Source organism: Shewanella pealeana ATCC 700345 (assembly GCF_000018285.1).
Taxonomy (GTDB): Bacteria; Pseudomonadota; Gammaproteobacteria; order Enterobacterales; family Shewanellaceae; genus Shewanella; species Shewanella pealeana.
Window position 1 is genome coordinate 1,456,458 of record NC_009901.1, and the last position, 15,433, is coordinate 1,471,890.

The window sequence follows — 15,433 nt, forward strand, 5'->3', positions numbered from 1 at the left end:
AATCAGCTAAGCCCGCAGGTGGCAGTAATTTTGATCTGAATGAGATCAGTTTTAGCCTTAATAGGTAAATAGCTGAAGCCAGTTTATAGCTAGGTTTTTTATATTTAGGGCTTATGAATTCCAAATGAAATGTCGAAATAAACGCCTTTGAGCCGTAACTTAGACTGTTATACAGACAAGCTGCTTAAAAACAGCTCAAATGGAAATGGTTTCTTAAAAAGGGTTTGACTTATTTTCGGCAGACAGTAATATGTGCGCCAAGAAACGGAGAGGTGGCCGAGTGGCCGAAGGCGCTCCCCTGCTAAGGGAGTATGGGCTTTAACTCCCATCGAGGGTTCGAATCCCTCCTTCTCCGCCATTTCTTACAATAGACAACGATGCGGATGTAGCTCAGCTGGATAGAGTACCTGGCTACGAACCAGGCGGTCGGAGGTTCGAATCCTCCCATCCGCACCATTTCTATTGTCGTGATAAATGTTTTAGTGAGCGGATGTAGCTCAGCTGGATAGAGTACCTGGCTACGAACCAGGCGGTCGGAGGTTCGAATCCTCCCATCCGCACCATTAAATCATTTATAGCAGTAAGCATTCTATATGCGGATGTAGCTCAGCTGGATAGAGTACCTGGCTACGAACCAGGCGGTCGGAGGTTCGAATCCTCCCATCCGCACCATAGAATGAAAGAATTTAAGATTTTATATGAGCGGATGTAGCTCAGCTGGATAGAGTACCTGGCTACGAACCAGGCGGTCGGAGGTTCGAATCCTCCCATCCGCACCATATAAAACGATTGATTTAAGTAGTACCAATTTTGCGCGTGTAGCTCAGCTGGATAGAGTACCTGGCTACGAACCAGGCGGTCGGAGGTTCGAATCCTCCCACGCGCACCATGTATTGACGGAGAGGTGGCCGAGTGGCCGAAGGCGCTCCCCTGCTAAGGGAGTATGGGCTTTAACTCCCATCGAGGGTTCGAATCCCTCCTTCTCCGCCATCATTCGAACAAAAACCGCAACACTGTTGCGGTTTTTTGTCCTCAGAATGATTGTGATGTTTTAAGTTTTATATGAGCGGATGTAGCTCAGCTGGATAGAGTACCTGGCTACGAACCAGGCGGTCGGAGGTTCGAATCCTCCCATCCGCACCATATAAAACAGATTAGATTTAGATTGTACCGAGTTTGCGCGTGTAGCTCAGCTGGATAGAGTACCTGGCTACGAACCAGGCGGTCGGAGGTTCGAATCCTCCCACGCGCACCATGTTTTGCCGGAGAGGTGGCCGAGTGGCCGAAGGCGCTCCCCTGCTAAGGGAGTATGGGCTTTAACTCCCATCGAGGGTTCGAATCCCTCCTTCTCCGCCATTCATACCATACAAAAAAACCGCACCTAGTGCGGTTTTTTTGTATCTGTAATTTAATAAGCTCTTCAACTCTTCAACTCCTAGCCCCCGTATTAGCGTAATATTACAGCCTAGATTAGGCTTTAAATAAGACTATAAGCATCTGCTGAGCCGCACAGCATTAGTTATTTATTATCAAGTTTGCTCGTCACATCCGTAGCCTTGAAATAGAGAATACCAATCAGTATAAAGATTTGGTCGCTCAGCGAGAGTTTAGCGGTTCTGAGACAAGGTCATTAAATGCTCCTCGGTAACTGCTCCTGCGTTACTCTACCTCCTATATTCATATAGTCGTGCTTAAATGACATTCACCACATCAGACCTCCAAGGATGGAGGAAATGTCTTATGTATGTCGGGAACATACAAGACCATGTGGTTTGCAACGAGTGAAAGGCATAGTTGAACTCGGGTTAATCTCCCTCTTGCTTCATAAGAGTCACAGCATCAGAGCCGCTAAAACTCGCCATTCTGGAGCGTTTTTGGCTGCCTACTTCTGTGTTGAACAGCTTCAGAAGGGAGCAACCATTCTTTCAGCTATTCGCCTTGAATTAGTTTGCTAAAACGCTCTGAGTAGATCAACTTCTTAGACTGATTGGTATTACTCTCGTTGCTTGAAATTTGCGCAGAAAACTAACAGTGAAAATTGCATAAAATTTCATTTAGGTTTATTTCTGCTCTATCTGTTCTTTTTTCTGAATTCATTTTCCCGTAAATACGCTGTTAAATTTGGGAAAGTTGCTGTTAAAGCTCGTATATTGTCGGATGTTCAATTTTATCGTTGATTTTATGTGGATTTATTAGTCGCTGGTAATTAATAATTGTTTTTATGGTATGACCAATTTACAACGGGTTCGCTACTTTGTTATAAATTAGTTATTGTTTAAGTCGGCGCTAGCCCTTAGATAGTAAACATGTACCTGAAATGAATGGAATAAATTGCATAATGTGTGAATGAATAGTGAATATTTATTTTTAAAGGTTCAATACTGTTCACAACTTCATACCAATGAGAGGAAGAGATGGCTTCAATATCTGAGCAGTTATATGACGCATTGGGGATCATGATACTAGGCATGTCACTAGTATTTGTTTTTCTAAGTATTCTTATTGTTGCGATGAAATTGGTTGCTCGACAGTTTGGACCTACGCCGCCATGCGCGAGTTCGTTAACAGAGAGTCAGCCGCAATCGAGTCAATCCGCAGTGAGCCCATTAATGGCGGCGGTTATTACTGCTGCAATTCATCAGCACCGTAAAAAAGCATAATAAAAGTAGGGAGTTTTTGTATGAGCAAGCCATTGGCTTTAACTGATGTTGTCTTAAGAGATGCACACCAATCTATTCTCGCTACTCGTTTGCGTACCGAAGATATGTTACCTATTGCGCCACTACTGGATAAGGTGGGCCTTTGGTCTATAGAGTCATGGGGCGGTGCCACTTTTGACTCTTGTATTCGTTATTTAGGTGAAGATCCTTGGGAGAGGATCCGTGAACTCAAGAAGGTTATGCCTAATACACCTCAACAGATGTTATTGCGCGGACAAAACCTCCTAGGTTACCGTCACTATGCAGATGACCTAGTACATCGTTTTGTTGAGCGAGCCCATACCAATGGTGTCGATGTATTCCGTGTCTTCGATGCGATGAACGATGTGCGCAACCTAGAAACTGCGGTTAAAGCTGTTGTCGAAGTCGGCGGCCATGCTCAAGGCACACTATCTTATACTACTAGCCCAGTGCATAACTTGACCACTTGGATCTATATGGCAAAGCGTATCGAAGATATGGGTTGCCATTCTCTGTGTATTAAAGACATGGCTGGGCTATTAAAGCCATTTGAAGCATTTGAGCTTATTAGCCAAATTAAGTCGCAAACCGATCTGGTTTTATCTCTGCACTGTCATGCCACTACAGGCCTAAGTACGGCAACCTATCAAAAAGCCATTGAAGCTGGCATCGATGTCCTCGATACGGCTATCTCTTCAATGAGTCAGACCTATGGACACAGTGCAACTGAAACCTTGGTTGCTATGGTTGAAGGCACTGATAGAGCAACGGGTTACGATATGGCGTTGCTTGAAGAGATCGCGGCTTACTTTAGAATCATACGTAAGAAGTATGCGGCTTTCGAAGGTGAGCTAAAGGGGATCGACTCACGTATCCTGCGTGCTCAAGTGCCTGGTGGAATGCTGACTAATATGGAAAGCCAGCTCAAAGAGCAGGGCGCCGCTGACAAGTTAGATCTTGTACTTGAGGAGATCCCTCGAGTACGAGAAGACTTAGGTTTCTTGCCTTTAGTCACGCCAACCTCACAAATCGTTGGTACTCAGTCTGTTATCAACGTACTAACAGGTGAGCGTTATAAATCAATGACTAAAGAAACTGAAGGGGTATTAAAAGGTGAATACGGTGCAACACCTGCCCCTGTTAATGCCGAACTTCAGCAGCGTGTATTGGCTGGCAAAGAAGCGATTACCTGCCGCCCGGCAGACTTGCTTGAGTCTGAATTAGATAAATTGCGCATCGAGTTAAAAGAGAAAGCCGCTGCCGATGGCATAACGCTTGCTGAAGAGCTCGATGATGACGTTCTGACATACGCATTATTCCCACAGATCGGTCTTAAATTCCTTAGTAATCGTAATAACCCTGATGTGTTTGAGCCAAAGCCTGAGGTGGCGGCTAAAGCACTGGAGGAAGCTAAGAAGGCTGAGATTGCAGCGGCCAATAAGCAAGGGCCAGAAACTTATACTGTTACTGTTCAAGGCCAAAGCTTTGTGGTTGAAGTCGCAGAAGGGGGGGATATCAGTCAGATCACCCCAAGCGAGAATGTAGTGCCGTTTACTGCACCAGTTCAAGCTGCGCCAGTTGTGGATCTATCTGCAGTTAAGCATGAGCAGAATGCGCCGCTTTCGGGCAATATCTTTAAAGTACACGTCTCGCCTGGCGATAGCGTCAAAGAGGGGGATGTTGTGATCATTCTAGAAGCGATGAAGATGGAAACCGAAGTTCGTGCAGAGGCCGATGGGGTGATCTCAAAGGTTTGGGTTAAAGAAGGTGACGCTGTCGCAGTGGGTAGTCAATTGTTGGCATTAGCTTAGGGGTCATCATGGAAGGATTAATCGCGTTTTGGTCTGAATCTGGCATTGCTAACTTTACCTCGGGCCAATTGCTAATGATGGGCGTGGGTTGCCTGTTGTTATATTTAGCAATCGCAAAGAAGTTTGAACCATTATTGCTGTTACCCATAGGCTTTGGTGCCATATTAGCAAACATTCCCAATGGTGGATTTACCGAGGAAGGCGGCCTGCTGTATTTTGCCTACCACGTGGGTATTGAAACAGGAGTGTTTCCGCTGCTTATCTTTATGGGAGTGGGCGCGTTAACAGACTTTGGCGCGCTTATCGCTAATCCTAAGATGTTGCTACTTGGCGCAGCGGCCCAGTTTGGTATTTTTGCCACCTTAATCGGCGCGATTGCACTTAACTGGGTACCGGGTTTTGAGTTCTCCATGACAGATGCGGCGGCGATTGCCATCATTGGTGGCGCGGATGGACCAACGGCTATCTTCTTAGCATCTAAACTGGCACCGGATCTACTCGGGGCAATTGCGGTTGCAGCCTATTCATATATGGCTTTGGTACCACTGATCCAGCCGCCAATCATGCGTCTGCTGACGACCGAGTCTGAGCGTAAAATCAAGATGGAGCAGCTGCGAGAGGTAAGCAAGAAGGAGAAGATTATCTTCCCTCTGATGGTGCTTGGCTTAACTATCTTGTTCCTGCCAGCTGCGACGCCACTGGTTGGTATGTTCTGCCTAGGTAACTTGATGCGCGAATCGGGCGTAGTCGATAGATTATCGAGTACCGCGCAGAATGAGTTGATCAATATAGTGACCATTTTCTTAGGCCTTGCTGTGGGCTCTAAATTATCTGCCGAGCAGTTTCTGCAGATGGAGACCTTAGGGATCTTAGTACTGGGCGCTGTTGCTTTCTCGATTGGTACTGCGGCGGGTGTGTTAATGGCCAAACTGATGAGTAAGCTCTCTGGCGGTAAGATTAACCCTCTGCTAGGGGCGGCAGGTGTCTCTGCAGTTCCTATGGCGGCGCGAGTAGTGAACAAGGTCGGTCTCGAGGCTAATAATCAGAACTTCCTGTTGATGCATGCAATGGGGCCAAACGTGGCCGGAGTACTAGGTAGTGCTGTTGCTGCTGGTGTGTTGTTAGCTGTACTTGGTTAGTCGATGCCTTTTGAAAAATCCCGTATTCAGTATTTGATGCGGGATTTTTTATTAATTGAGCAATGATAAATTGTTGCTGTTAATTTAATCTGTTCTGGCATAGTCTAATTTAGTCACTTTATTAACCAGATTATGAGCTTATGCGTCGCCTTCCGCCATTAAACCCTTTGAGAGCCTTCGAGTCTGCCGCTAGACATGAGCATTTCTCTCGTGCTGCAGATGAACTCTGCGTCACCCATAGCGCGATTAGTCATCAAGTGAAGACTTTAGAAGATGCCTTAGGGATTAGGTTGTTTGAGAAGCAAGGCCGTAACGCAAAATTGACTCAGTCTGGAGCAAATCTATTACCAGCAATTCAAGAAGCATTCGATATCATAGGTCAAGCCTGTGAAAAGGCGATTGAGCCAGGACTCAGTGGTCGCTTGGTCATTTCCGCTCCCCCCGAACTCTCCTCTAAGTGGCTTATTAAACAGATTGGCGATTTTGCCATTCGTTATCCTTCAATCGACGTCAGTCTATTCGTGCACTCTAGTGACGAGACTAACATTAACCCACAGGCCGATCTTTCGATTATCTATGGTGCAGGAGATGCCGATTGGAATCGCTATTGGGTCACTCCGATTAAAAGAATGGAGTTTTTCCCTGTCTGCAGCCCCAAGCTGCTCGAATCGGAAAATAATCTGGGGGGCGCGGCTAAGAAAGAGGATTGTCGCTCTCTAGACTTGAGTGTGCAGCGCCTATTACACGACGATCAAGATGGTAAAACTTGGGCTACTTGGCTTGGAGCTCATGCGCCGCATATCTTAAATACACCGCAAAACTTAAACTTTGCCCATGCTGGTCTGTCTCTAGAAGCGGCAATCGCTGGATATGGGGTTGCTATCGGTGATAATTTTACCGCCAGTACTGAGCTAGAGAGTGGTAAGTTGGTTAGGCCTTTTGAGCACAGTGTTCCTTCATTGGGTAACTATTATTTGGTTGCAGAGAAACGAAAAAAAGGCGATGTAAAACTCATGACTTTTATTGATTGGCTGCTGGCTCAAATCAATACTAAATTCAGCACCGTTAGCCTCCAGGATTAGTCGTTTAGTCAGTTGAATGCTAACTCCTCCCATCAATAAATCCCGTTATTTCCAATCGCAAAATACGGTTAGTTTTTCTCTGAACTTTTGCAGTAGAGAAGCTAGAACTTGTATTATTTGTGAGAAAAACTAACCAATCTATACAAGTTTTCTCAGTAGACCCTCTATTTTTATCTCGTTAGGTTTGGATATATCAAATCAAAACAAATTAGAAGAAACGAGGTTAGGTCTATGTCACGAACATTAAACTCCACTCCTAGAGAAGACGGCTTTCGAATGCCTGGGGAATTTGAACCTAAAAAAGGTTGTTGGTTAGGCTGGCCCGAGCGCAGCGATGTTTGGCGCAATGGGGCTAAACCTGCGCAGAAAGTTTGGGTTGAGATCTGTACTGCCATCGCATCGAGTGAGCTGGTGACGGTATGTGTGTCTCAGGCTCAGTATGAGAATGCACGCAACATGTTGCCTGAAACGGTTCGAGTCGTGGAGATGAGTACCAATGATGCTTGGTTTAGGGATTCAGCTTGCGCCTTTCTCGTTAATGATACGGGGGAGGTCAGAGGTACTGATTGGGAGTTTAACGCTTACGGTGGCTTAAATGGTGGGCTTTATTTTCCATGGGATAAAGATGAGAAAATCGCGCAGAAAATTCTTGAAATAGAAAACCTTGATCGTTACCGCTCAACGCTTATTGCTGAGATGGGGGGGATCCAATGTGATGGTCAAGGAACCTTATTGACCACAGAGCAATGCCTACTCAACGTAAACCGAAATGCACATCTTGGTAAGGCAGAGGTTGAGCAGCAGCTTCGAGACTATATGGGAGTTGAAAAGATTATTTGGTTACCTCGTGGTTGTAAGTTTGATGAGACAGATGGTCATATTGATGATCTTGCTTGTTGGGTCGCTCCTGGAGAACTCTTGTTGCAGTGGACTGATGATAGCAGCGATCCACAATACGAAATCTATCAAGAAGCCTATGAGATCTTAAGTCGAAGCACTGATGCTCGGGGCCGAAAAATTATCATACATAAAATCCCCCAACCTAAGGCACTGGAGTGGACAGAGGAAGAGGCTTCTGGGCTGGATGTTGCACTGGGAACTCATAGCCGGGTAGCAGGTACTAAAATTTGCGCCTCTTATATCAATTACTACATAGGTAACTCAGTCATCATGGTCCCCGCTTATGACGACCCTATGGATGAGACCGCCCAAGCCATACTACGCAAGCTTTTTCCTAATCATAAAGTTATCGGCATTCAAAATGCCCGTGAAATTCTGCTGGGGGGAGGCAATGTCGCCTGTATTACTCAGCCACAGTACGCAGGTATTACCGCATAGAGCATACAGCAGAGATCAGAAACTATCAGCACAGGGAAGATAAGATGAATAACCAATCTAGCATGTTGTTAGCGACATTAGCGCTGTTCACCAGCTCGGTATCGGCGCAGAGTACTCTTAATATTTATAACTGGTCAGATTATATCAGCGAGGCGGCAATAGCCTCATTTGAAGCCAAAACAGGGATTAAAGTGAATTACGATGTTTATGATTCTCAGGAGCTTGCTGAAACCAAATTGCTACTGGGTAAAACTGGCTACGACCTAGTGGTGTCATCAGGTTCATTCTTACAGCGGCAGATTAAGGTAGGAGTATTTCAGCCTTTAGATAAGAGTCGTTTAAAGAACTATTATCACCTCGATCCTAAGGTCCTCAATATCGTTCAATCTTTTGATGAAGATAATCAGTATGCGGTTCCGTACATGTGGGGCACAACAGGTATTGGTTATAACATAGATAAGGCGGCTCAAATATTAGGAGAGCAGCCCTTAAATACATGGGAACTCCTGTTTCAAGCCGAAACGGTTTCAAAGTTTAGTGAGTGTGGTGTCGCCATGGTTGATGCCCCAAGCGAAGTCGTCAGTGCCATGTTGAAGTATCTAGGCAAAAATCCTAACTCGCAGAATTTAGACGATCTAAAGTTGGTTGAGGAGCGGCTTCTTGCGATACGCCCCTATATTACCTATTTTCACAGCTCTTCTTACGTTACCGACCTTGCAAGTGGCAATATCTGCTTAGCTATGGGCTGGAGTGGTGATGTATTTATGGCTGCGAATAGAGCCCTTGAGGCTAACAATGGGGTAAATGTTGACTATGTGATCCCAAAAGAGGGCGCACAAGGTTGGGCGGACACGTTTAATATCACTAATGACTCTAAAAATGTTGATGCAGCTTATGCCTTTTTGGACCATATCTTAGAGCCTAAGGTCATCGCTGAGATCTCTAATTACGTCTGGTATGCCAATGCCAACGCTGACTCGCAGCAGTATGTCGATACCGCTATTACCTCTCATCCAGGTATTTATCCGGATGAAAACACCTTGAGTAACTTGTTTGCTGATGAGGGGCGTAGCTTGAAGTTTGAACGTGCGATGAATCGTATGTGGACTCGTGTCAAGACGGGCCAATAAGCGCTCAAATTCACTGCGAGAGGGCTTCAGCATGAGTCTCTCTTAGCTCCCCCCTATTTTAGGCATTTAAAAGAGGCTTTGTATGTCCAAACTTGTCAAATTTGCAGCTATTCAACTCTCTATCAACTGGGATTTAGAACTTAATCTTTCAGAGGCAACTAAAAGAGTTAAAGAGGCAGCAGCTAATGGTGCTCAAGTCATTTTGCTTCAAGAGTTATTCGCTGCACCTTACTTTTGCAAGCAACAAAGTGCAAAGTATTTTGAATTAGCTGCCGAGATCGCAGAAAGCAGCTTAATACAAAAAATGAGTGAGTTGGCCAAGTCCCTGCAAGTCGTCTTGCCTATCAGCTATTTCGAAAAGTCTGGCAATAACTTCTTTAATTCACTGGTAATGATAGATGCAGATGGCACGATTTTAGATAACTATCGTAAGTCCCATATTCCCGATGGCCCAGGTTATAGTGAGAAGTACTACTTCAGCCCGGGAGACACAGGCTTTAAGGTATGGGACACCCGCTGCGGTCGCTTTGGAGCGGGGATCTGTTGGGATCAATGGTTTCCTGAGTTAGCACGCTGTTTGACTCTGGCAGGGGCTGAGGCAATATTCTACCCAACGGCTATTGGATCAGAGCCTCAAGCGCCAAGCTTAGATTCTAAAGGACATTGGCAGCGAACAATGCAAGGTCATGCTGCCGCAAATTTAATACCCGTTATTGTGGCCAATCGTACTGGTGTTGAAACCGATGACGGAGTTGAAACTCGGTTTTATGGTTCCTCTTTTATCACCGATCACACGGGAGAGTTATTAGCTGAAGCTAGCCGAAATAATGAGGAGGTTATTTATGCAGAAATCGATCTTCACGCGACTCACCTTGCCCGCTATAGTTGGGGAGTATTTAGAGATAGGCGGCCAGATCTATACTCACCACTATTAACATTGACAGGTAAAAGTTAGCAGTAACATTGATAGGCAATGGGCTTAACTAGAACGTTTATTAAGCCTTTAGTCAGTTGTGTACGCTAATTTAACTCAATCAGCTTCGGCACGGTTTGATTACACAGAAGCTGGTTTTACTAATTGCGAATATTTTGGCCTGCTGTGAGCCAAAGTAGAAAAGCGAGTGCAAAAATAACGGTTAGGCTAATGCCGATGATATAGAGAAAACCAGTCTTACCTTGCTTTAAGGGGACGCCGTTATAGTTAAGAAAAAGCGCCCATACCAGTGAAAGCAATATTGGTAGAATGAATAGTTTTGTCATATCCAGCCGCTCCTAAAATAACCTAGTTACCCAGTATAATATTGAAAAGTATAAATTAAAAAGGCCGCAATTGCGGCCTTTTTATTCAGTAAATGTCTGAGTTTAGCTCTTGGCCTGCTCTAGCGAGCCATTCTCTGGAGTGTAAAACTGCGTTTCATCCAGCTGGCCTTCAGACTTACCAATCACCACAGCGGTCATCATATCGCCGGTGACATTGGTGGCGGTGCGGATCATATCGATAATGCGATCGACTGCAGCGATAAAGGCGATGCCTTCAAGTGGCAAACCAACAACGCCCAAGGTGACTGTGAGCATAACCATGGCGCTGCCAGGTACGCCAGCGGTACCAACGGAGGCAACGGTCGCGGTTACGGCAATCAACATATAGTCAGTCATATCAAGTGGAATACCGTAGATTTGCGCAATGAAAATAGCCGCAATCGCTGGGTAAATACCGCCACAGCCATCCATGTTCATGGTGGCACCTAATGGCAGGACGAAAGAGCCATAACGCTTAGAGACACCCATAGACTCGGTGCAACGTGTGCTTGCTGGCAAAGTACCAAAACTTGAAGCCGTGGTGAAAGCCACTATTTGTGCTGGTATCGCTTTACGGAAAAATTGTACTGGACTCAGCTTGGCGACAAACTTAACCAAACCACCGTAGACGAAAATAATATGGATAAGTGCAGCAAGATAAATAGCACCAATAAACTTACCTAAAGGCAGTAACATCGATAAGCCGTATTCGCCAACTACCCAAGCCATTAAACCAAACACACCAATTGGGGTGAGTTGCAGTACCATGCGAGTAAGTTGGAACATCACTTCAGCGCCTGCTTCAATCGTACGCTTTAGCGGGGCTGCTTTTTCGCCGACTTTATTAATCGCAATACCGATAAGTGCAGCGAAGACGATGATCTGTAACACCTTACCTTCGGCAAGCGAAGCAAATGGGTTAACCGGGATCATATCCAATAAAACTTGAGCAAAACCCGGAACATTGCGTTCACGAACCTCAGTAGCAACCAGCTCCATCGAACCGCCCATATCAATCACAGAACCAATGGTTAATCCAATGAGAGAGGCTATAGTGCCAGTAAGCATGAACATGCCTAAGGTTTTAAAGCTCAGTCTTTTTAAACTGACTTCAGAGCCTAAAGAGGTGATGCTGACAACGATGGCGCAGAAAATGAGTGGCGCAACTAACATCTTAATTGCGCTGATAAATAGATCGCCAAGTGGCTTTAATACAGTTGCCGACTCACCGAAAATGACACCAACACCGGCGCCCAATATAAAGGCTGCTAGTACCTTCTGCCAAAATGGGATGTTTTTAATCGCTTGCCACATTATCGAATTCCAATTATTTAATTTTTATCAAGTTACTCTACGGGTGAATCTTTGTTCACTCCAGTATTAGTTTCAGGCAATAACTGTTTAAATTTACATTTAGTTACCCAATTGCCGTTCATTCTATAGATAGCGCTACTTGCAGAACAAACCGATTTAGTTATAACTTATTGTGATAAGTAAGCTTGTTTTAATAACTTTAAATCTTAACCGTGTTGCAACATTGTGGATTTTTTTACGTTTACAGTGTAAAAATGTCTGTTAATTCACAGGTTAAGGAACTTACCTCAGAATTAGACTGTCGATTAAGTTCGAGGTCTTTAAGTGTTAATTGTTATGGAAAACGACATGTTTAATAGCAATTTAATTAAAATTTCAATGCTGGTTGTTTTATCTGTAGTAGGTAATACTAGCTGCATTAATAAACAGCATGGCATCTGATATATCCAAGCTACCTCAAGATGCTCGTTTCAGAGCTCCCGTAGGATAGTTGAACAAGGCAGTGATTGAGGATAATGGTTATTCCCTTACCGATATCACTAACGCAGTGCAGGTATTCTACGGGAACTCCCGTAGGGCACGGCGAGAAGCAACATTTTTCTGTGTTATGAAATATTGAATTAGAATAACTAGTCCTACAATTTCATGCCTTGAACTCTGTCACTTCTCGACATGCTGAATCCTGCATCTTGAAGTTGTTTGGGTATATAAAATACCGCCTGTTGGAAAAAGGAGAAAGTCATTGAAAAAATGGATATTAGCCGCAGCAGTTAGTGCTGCATTAATGGGTTGCGCAGGACAGCAACAGGCCGAAACCTCTTTACCTGAAGGGGTGACTCTATTAGAGACGGTAAGTTTCAGCGGCGAGCAAGTTGGGATCCCTTACCGGAAATACCAGCTGGCCAATGGCTTGACGGTGATCTTGCATGAAGATCACTCCGATCCTTTAGTACATGTGGATGTGACTTACCATGTAGGCTCAGGCCGTGAGCTCGAAGGCCGCAGCGGTTTTGCTCACCTATTCGAGCATATGATGTTTCAAGGCTCACAGAACGTCGGTGATGAGCAGCACTTCAAGATGGTCACCGAGGCGGGGGGCACGTTAAACGGCACGACTAATACCGATCGAACCAACTATTTTGAAACGGTACCTAATAATCAGCTTGAGAAAATGCTCTGGCTAGAGTCGGACCGCATGGGCTTCTTCCTACCGGCATTAACCGAAGAGAAGTTCGAAGTACAGCGTGAGACAGTTAAGAATGAGCGCGCACAACGGGTCGATAACCGCCCTTATGGCCGTATGGGAGAGCGTTTCAATCAAGCATTCTATCCTCAGGGGCACCCATACTCTTGGCCTGTTATTGGCTGGCCTGAAGACTTAAACCGTGCCGATGTTGAAGATGTGAAGCATTTCTTCCAGCGTTGGTATGGCCCTAATAACGCCACTCTTACCATAGGCGGCGATTTTGATGAGATGCAAGTCCTGGCGTGGGTGAATAAGTATTTCGGCGAGATCCCATCGGGGCCTAAAGTCGATGCACCGAAAAAAGAATTAGTGACCCTTGATGAGACGCTTTACCTGTCGATGGAAGACAGAGTCCATTTGCCACTGCTTAGAATCGGTATGCCAACGGTTTATGCCCGCCATGAAGATGAAGCGGCACTGGATCTACTCTCTAATATTTTAGGTGGTGGTAAAACATCACTGTTTTATAAAAATCTCGTTAAAGATGGCTTGGCCGTCCAGGCTGGCGTGAATCACCCATGCCAAGAGCTGGCTTGTCAGTTCTCTATGTATGCATTGGCTAACCCTGCACGAGGCGGTAACTTGGCCGAAGTCGAGCAGGCGATGCGTGACTCGATTAAAGAGTTTGAAAAGCGTGGCGTGACCGATGACGATCTTGAGAAAGTAAAAGTAAACTTTGAGGCGGGCACCATATTTGGTCTGCAAAGCGTACAAGGCAAGGTTGCAAGCTTAGCCTTCAACGAGACCTTTTCTAATAATCCCAACATGATTGGATTTGATCTGTCTCGTTATGCCAATGTCACTAAAGAAGATGTGATGCGAGTCTTTAATAAGTACATCAAAGATAAGCCTATGGTGGTGATGAGCATTGTGCCTCAAGGACAAACTCAGCTTATTGCTAAGGCTGATAACTTTGTTGCACCTGCAGAAAAAGTCGCTAGCGTTGCGGTAGAGGAGTTAACGCTTACGCCGCAGGTAGTTTCATCATTCGATAGAAGTGTTATCCCTGCGGCGGGTCCAGCTCCTGTGCTGACCATGCCTGAACTTTGGAAAGGGAAACTTGCTAACGATATCGAAGTGATAGGTACGCAAACTAGCGAGACGCCGACGGTTGAGATTGTGGTTTATCTTAATGGCGGTCATCGACTACTCGATGTTAGCCAAGCGGGCCTTGCAGGTATGACTGCGGCGATGATGAATGAGTCGAGCCTAAAGCGTAGCTCTGAAGAGTTAACTCAGGCGTTAGAGATGCTGGGAAGTAACGTAAGCTTTAGTGCCAGTGGCTATCAAAGCCAGCTGAAGATCTCGTCACTTACTGCAAACCTCGATAAGACGATGGCGATTGTGCAGGAGAAGTTATTTGATCCGGGCTTTAAGCCTGCTGACTTTGAGCGAGTCAAACAGCAAAAACTTCAGCACTTGCAGCGTGAGTTGACCGAGCCAAACTATTTGGCAAACACGGCATTTAGTGGCTTACTTTATGGCGATAAGAGTCCATTTGGGGTTAGCAGTGGTGGCTCTCTAGAGACTGTCTCGGCAATCACTCTAGATGATGTTAAAGCCTTCTATAAGCAGCAGTACACAGCGGGAAATGCACAAGTTGTGGCTGTGGGTAACCTGAATGAAACGCAAATGTTAGCTAAACTTTCGACTCTTGCAAGTTGGAATGGAGCGGCGACACCATTGCCTGAGCTTGCCGAGTTACCAGAGTTTCAAGGTGGCAAAGTCTTTATTGTAGATAAGCCTGATGCGGCGCAATCGGTTATCAAGATAGGTAAGCGAGCATTACCGTTTGATGCCACAGGCGAGTACTTTGAGTCATACTTGATGAACTATCCGCTAGGTGGTGCGTTCAACAGCCGTATCAACCTTAACCTGCGCGAAGACAAAGGTTACACCTATGGGGCGAGGAGTTATTTCTCCGGTGGGCCTGAGCAAGGTTACTATCAAGCAACAGCAAGTGTGCGCAGCGATGTAACCACAAAGGCATTAATCGAGTTCATAAAAGAGATTAATACGTTCCAAGAGTCAGGAATGACAGATAAAGAGCTAGACTTTATGAAAAGCTCTATCTCTCAGTCAAAGGCACTTGATTATGAAACGCCATATCAAAAGGCGGGGTTGATGCGTAATATTCAACGCTATAATTTGGATGATAACTATAGTGAAAAACAAAGCGAAATCACCAATAGTATCGGTCGTAATGAGTTGAATAAATTGGCTAAAGAGCAGTTGAATATTGATGACATGGTGATCTTAGTTGTAGGGGATCGCGCTAAAATAGAGTCTGAATTATCAACACTTGGTTATCCAATTGAAATTTTACAGTTGTAAAAGACCTCGGTAGGCCATATATCCGAAAGATGGTGCCATGGATATGGCACCATCTCATC

10 protein-coding genes and 10 tRNA genes are annotated in these 15,433 nt (G+C 45.1%); 18 read left to right on the forward strand and 2 right to left on the reverse strand.

What is annotated here, in order from left to right:
• Positions 1–266 precede the first annotated feature (266 nt).
• From SPEA_RS06255 to aguB, 17 genes are all read left to right on the forward strand, one after another.
• Positions 267–358: transfer RNA gene (locus SPEA_RS06255), tRNA-Ser, on the forward strand.
• A 21-nt stretch (positions 359–379) separates the two neighbouring features.
• Positions 380–456 (forward strand) — tRNA-Arg (locus tag SPEA_RS06260).
• Positions 457–486: 30 nt separating this feature from the next.
• A tRNA-Arg gene (locus SPEA_RS06265) sits at positions 487–563 on the forward strand.
• A gap of 32 nt (positions 564–595) precedes the next feature.
• Positions 596–672: transfer RNA gene (locus SPEA_RS06270), tRNA-Arg, on the forward strand.
• A 30-nt stretch (positions 673–702) separates the two neighbouring features.
• Positions 703–779, forward strand: a tRNA-Arg gene (locus SPEA_RS06275).
• Positions 780–812: 33 nt separating this feature from the next.
• A tRNA-Arg gene (locus tag SPEA_RS06280) sits at positions 813–889 on the forward strand.
• 9 nt (positions 890–898) lie between these two features.
• A tRNA-Ser gene (locus SPEA_RS06285) sits at positions 899–990 on the forward strand.
• 76 nt (positions 991–1,066) lie between these two features.
• Positions 1,067–1,143, forward strand: a tRNA-Arg gene (locus SPEA_RS06290).
• A 35-nt stretch (positions 1,144–1,178) separates the two neighbouring features.
• Positions 1,179–1,255 (forward strand) — tRNA-Arg (locus tag SPEA_RS06295).
• Between the two features lie 9 nt (positions 1,256–1,264).
• Positions 1,265–1,356 (forward strand) — tRNA-Ser (locus tag SPEA_RS06300).
• A gap of 1,058 nt (positions 1,357–2,414) precedes the next feature.
• Entirely contained in the window at positions 2,415–2,660 is a 246-nt protein-coding gene (locus SPEA_RS06305) for an OadG family protein (RefSeq protein WP_012154451.1), read from the forward strand.
• 20 nt (positions 2,661–2,680) lie between these two features.
• Complete coding sequence (gene oadA / locus SPEA_RS06310) at positions 2,681–4,492, forward strand: sodium-extruding oxaloacetate decarboxylase subunit alpha (RefSeq protein WP_012154452.1); 1,812 nt, start codon at positions 2,681–2,683, stop codon at positions 4,490–4,492.
• Positions 4,493–4,500: 8 nt separating this feature from the next.
• Positions 4,501–5,631 carry a sodium ion-translocating decarboxylase subunit beta gene (locus SPEA_RS06315; protein ID WP_012154453.1) on the forward strand — a complete coding sequence of 377 codons (1,131 nt, stop codon included), beginning with the start codon at positions 4,501–4,503 and terminating at the stop codon, positions 5,629–5,631.
• 140 nt (positions 5,632–5,771) lie between these two features.
• Positions 5,772–6,713 carry a LysR substrate-binding domain-containing protein gene (locus SPEA_RS06320; RefSeq protein ID WP_012154454.1) on the forward strand — a complete coding sequence of 314 codons (942 nt, stop codon included), beginning with the start codon at positions 5,772–5,774 and terminating at the stop codon, positions 6,711–6,713.
• A gap of 231 nt (positions 6,714–6,944) precedes the next feature.
• Entirely contained in the window at positions 6,945–8,051 is a 1,107-nt protein-coding gene (aguA, locus tag SPEA_RS06325) for an agmatine deiminase (RefSeq protein ID WP_012154455.1), read from the forward strand.
• Positions 8,052–8,095: 44 nt separating this feature from the next.
• Complete coding sequence (locus SPEA_RS06330; protein ID WP_012154456.1) at positions 8,096–9,181, forward strand: polyamine ABC transporter substrate-binding protein; 1,086 nt, start codon at positions 8,096–8,098, stop codon at positions 9,179–9,181.
• 82 nt (positions 9,182–9,263) lie between these two features.
• The gene (gene aguB / locus SPEA_RS06335; RefSeq protein WP_012154457.1) at positions 9,264–10,136 is read left to right on the forward strand and encodes an N-carbamoylputrescine amidase; all 873 of its coding nucleotides are present in this window, start codon (positions 9,264–9,266) and stop codon (positions 10,134–10,136) included.
• 119 nt (positions 10,137–10,255) lie between these two features.
• On the opposite strand, the gene SPEA_RS06340 is transcribed toward aguB, so the two are convergent.
• Positions 10,256–10,441 (reverse strand): hypothetical protein, encoded by a 186-nt coding sequence (locus tag SPEA_RS06340; RefSeq protein ID WP_012154458.1) that lies wholly within the window; start codon positions 10,439–10,441, stop codon positions 10,256–10,258.
• Positions 10,442–10,543: 102 nt separating this feature from the next.
• Positions 10,544–11,794: a dicarboxylate/amino acid:cation symporter gene (locus tag SPEA_RS06345; RefSeq protein ID WP_012154459.1), complete on the reverse strand. Its 1,251-nt coding sequence runs from the start codon at positions 11,792–11,794 to the stop codon at positions 10,544–10,546.
• A gap of 742 nt (positions 11,795–12,536) precedes the next feature.
• Here SPEA_RS06345 and SPEA_RS06350 point away from each other — a divergent pair.
• Positions 12,537–15,374: a M16 family metallopeptidase gene (locus tag SPEA_RS06350; protein ID WP_012154460.1), complete on the forward strand. Its 2,838-nt coding sequence runs from the start codon at positions 12,537–12,539 to the stop codon at positions 15,372–15,374.
• Positions 15,375–15,433 lie beyond the last annotated feature (59 nt).

Excerpts from the sequence above, each read along its gene's own strand:
- SPEA_RS06305 (WP_012154451.1), top strand. The coding sequence starts at position 2,415 with ATGGCTTCAATATCTGAGCAGTTATATGACGCATTGGGGATCATGATA.
- oadA (WP_012154452.1), top strand. The coding sequence starts at position 2,681 with ATGAGCAAGCCATTGGCTTTAACTGATGTTGTCTTAAGAGATGCACAC.
- SPEA_RS06315 (WP_012154453.1), top strand. The coding sequence starts at position 4,501 with ATGGAAGGATTAATCGCGTTTTGGTCTGAATCTGGCATTGCTAACTTT.
- SPEA_RS06320 (WP_012154454.1), top strand. The coding sequence starts at position 5,772 with ATGCGTCGCCTTCCGCCATTAAACCCTTTGAGAGCCTTCGAGTCTGCC.
- aguA (WP_012154455.1), top strand. The coding sequence starts at position 6,945 with ATGTCACGAACATTAAACTCCACTCCTAGAGAAGACGGCTTTCGAATG.
- SPEA_RS06330 (WP_012154456.1), top strand. The coding sequence starts at position 8,096 with ATGAATAACCAATCTAGCATGTTGTTAGCGACATTAGCGCTGTTCACC.
- aguB (WP_012154457.1), top strand. The coding sequence starts at position 9,264 with ATGTCCAAACTTGTCAAATTTGCAGCTATTCAACTCTCTATCAACTGG.
- SPEA_RS06340 (WP_012154458.1), bottom strand. The coding sequence starts at position 10,441 with ATGACAAAACTATTCATTCTACCAATATTGCTTTCACTGGTATGGGCG.
- SPEA_RS06345 (WP_012154459.1), bottom strand. The coding sequence starts at position 11,794 with ATGTGGCAAGCGATTAAAAACATCCCATTTTGGCAGAAGGTACTAGCA.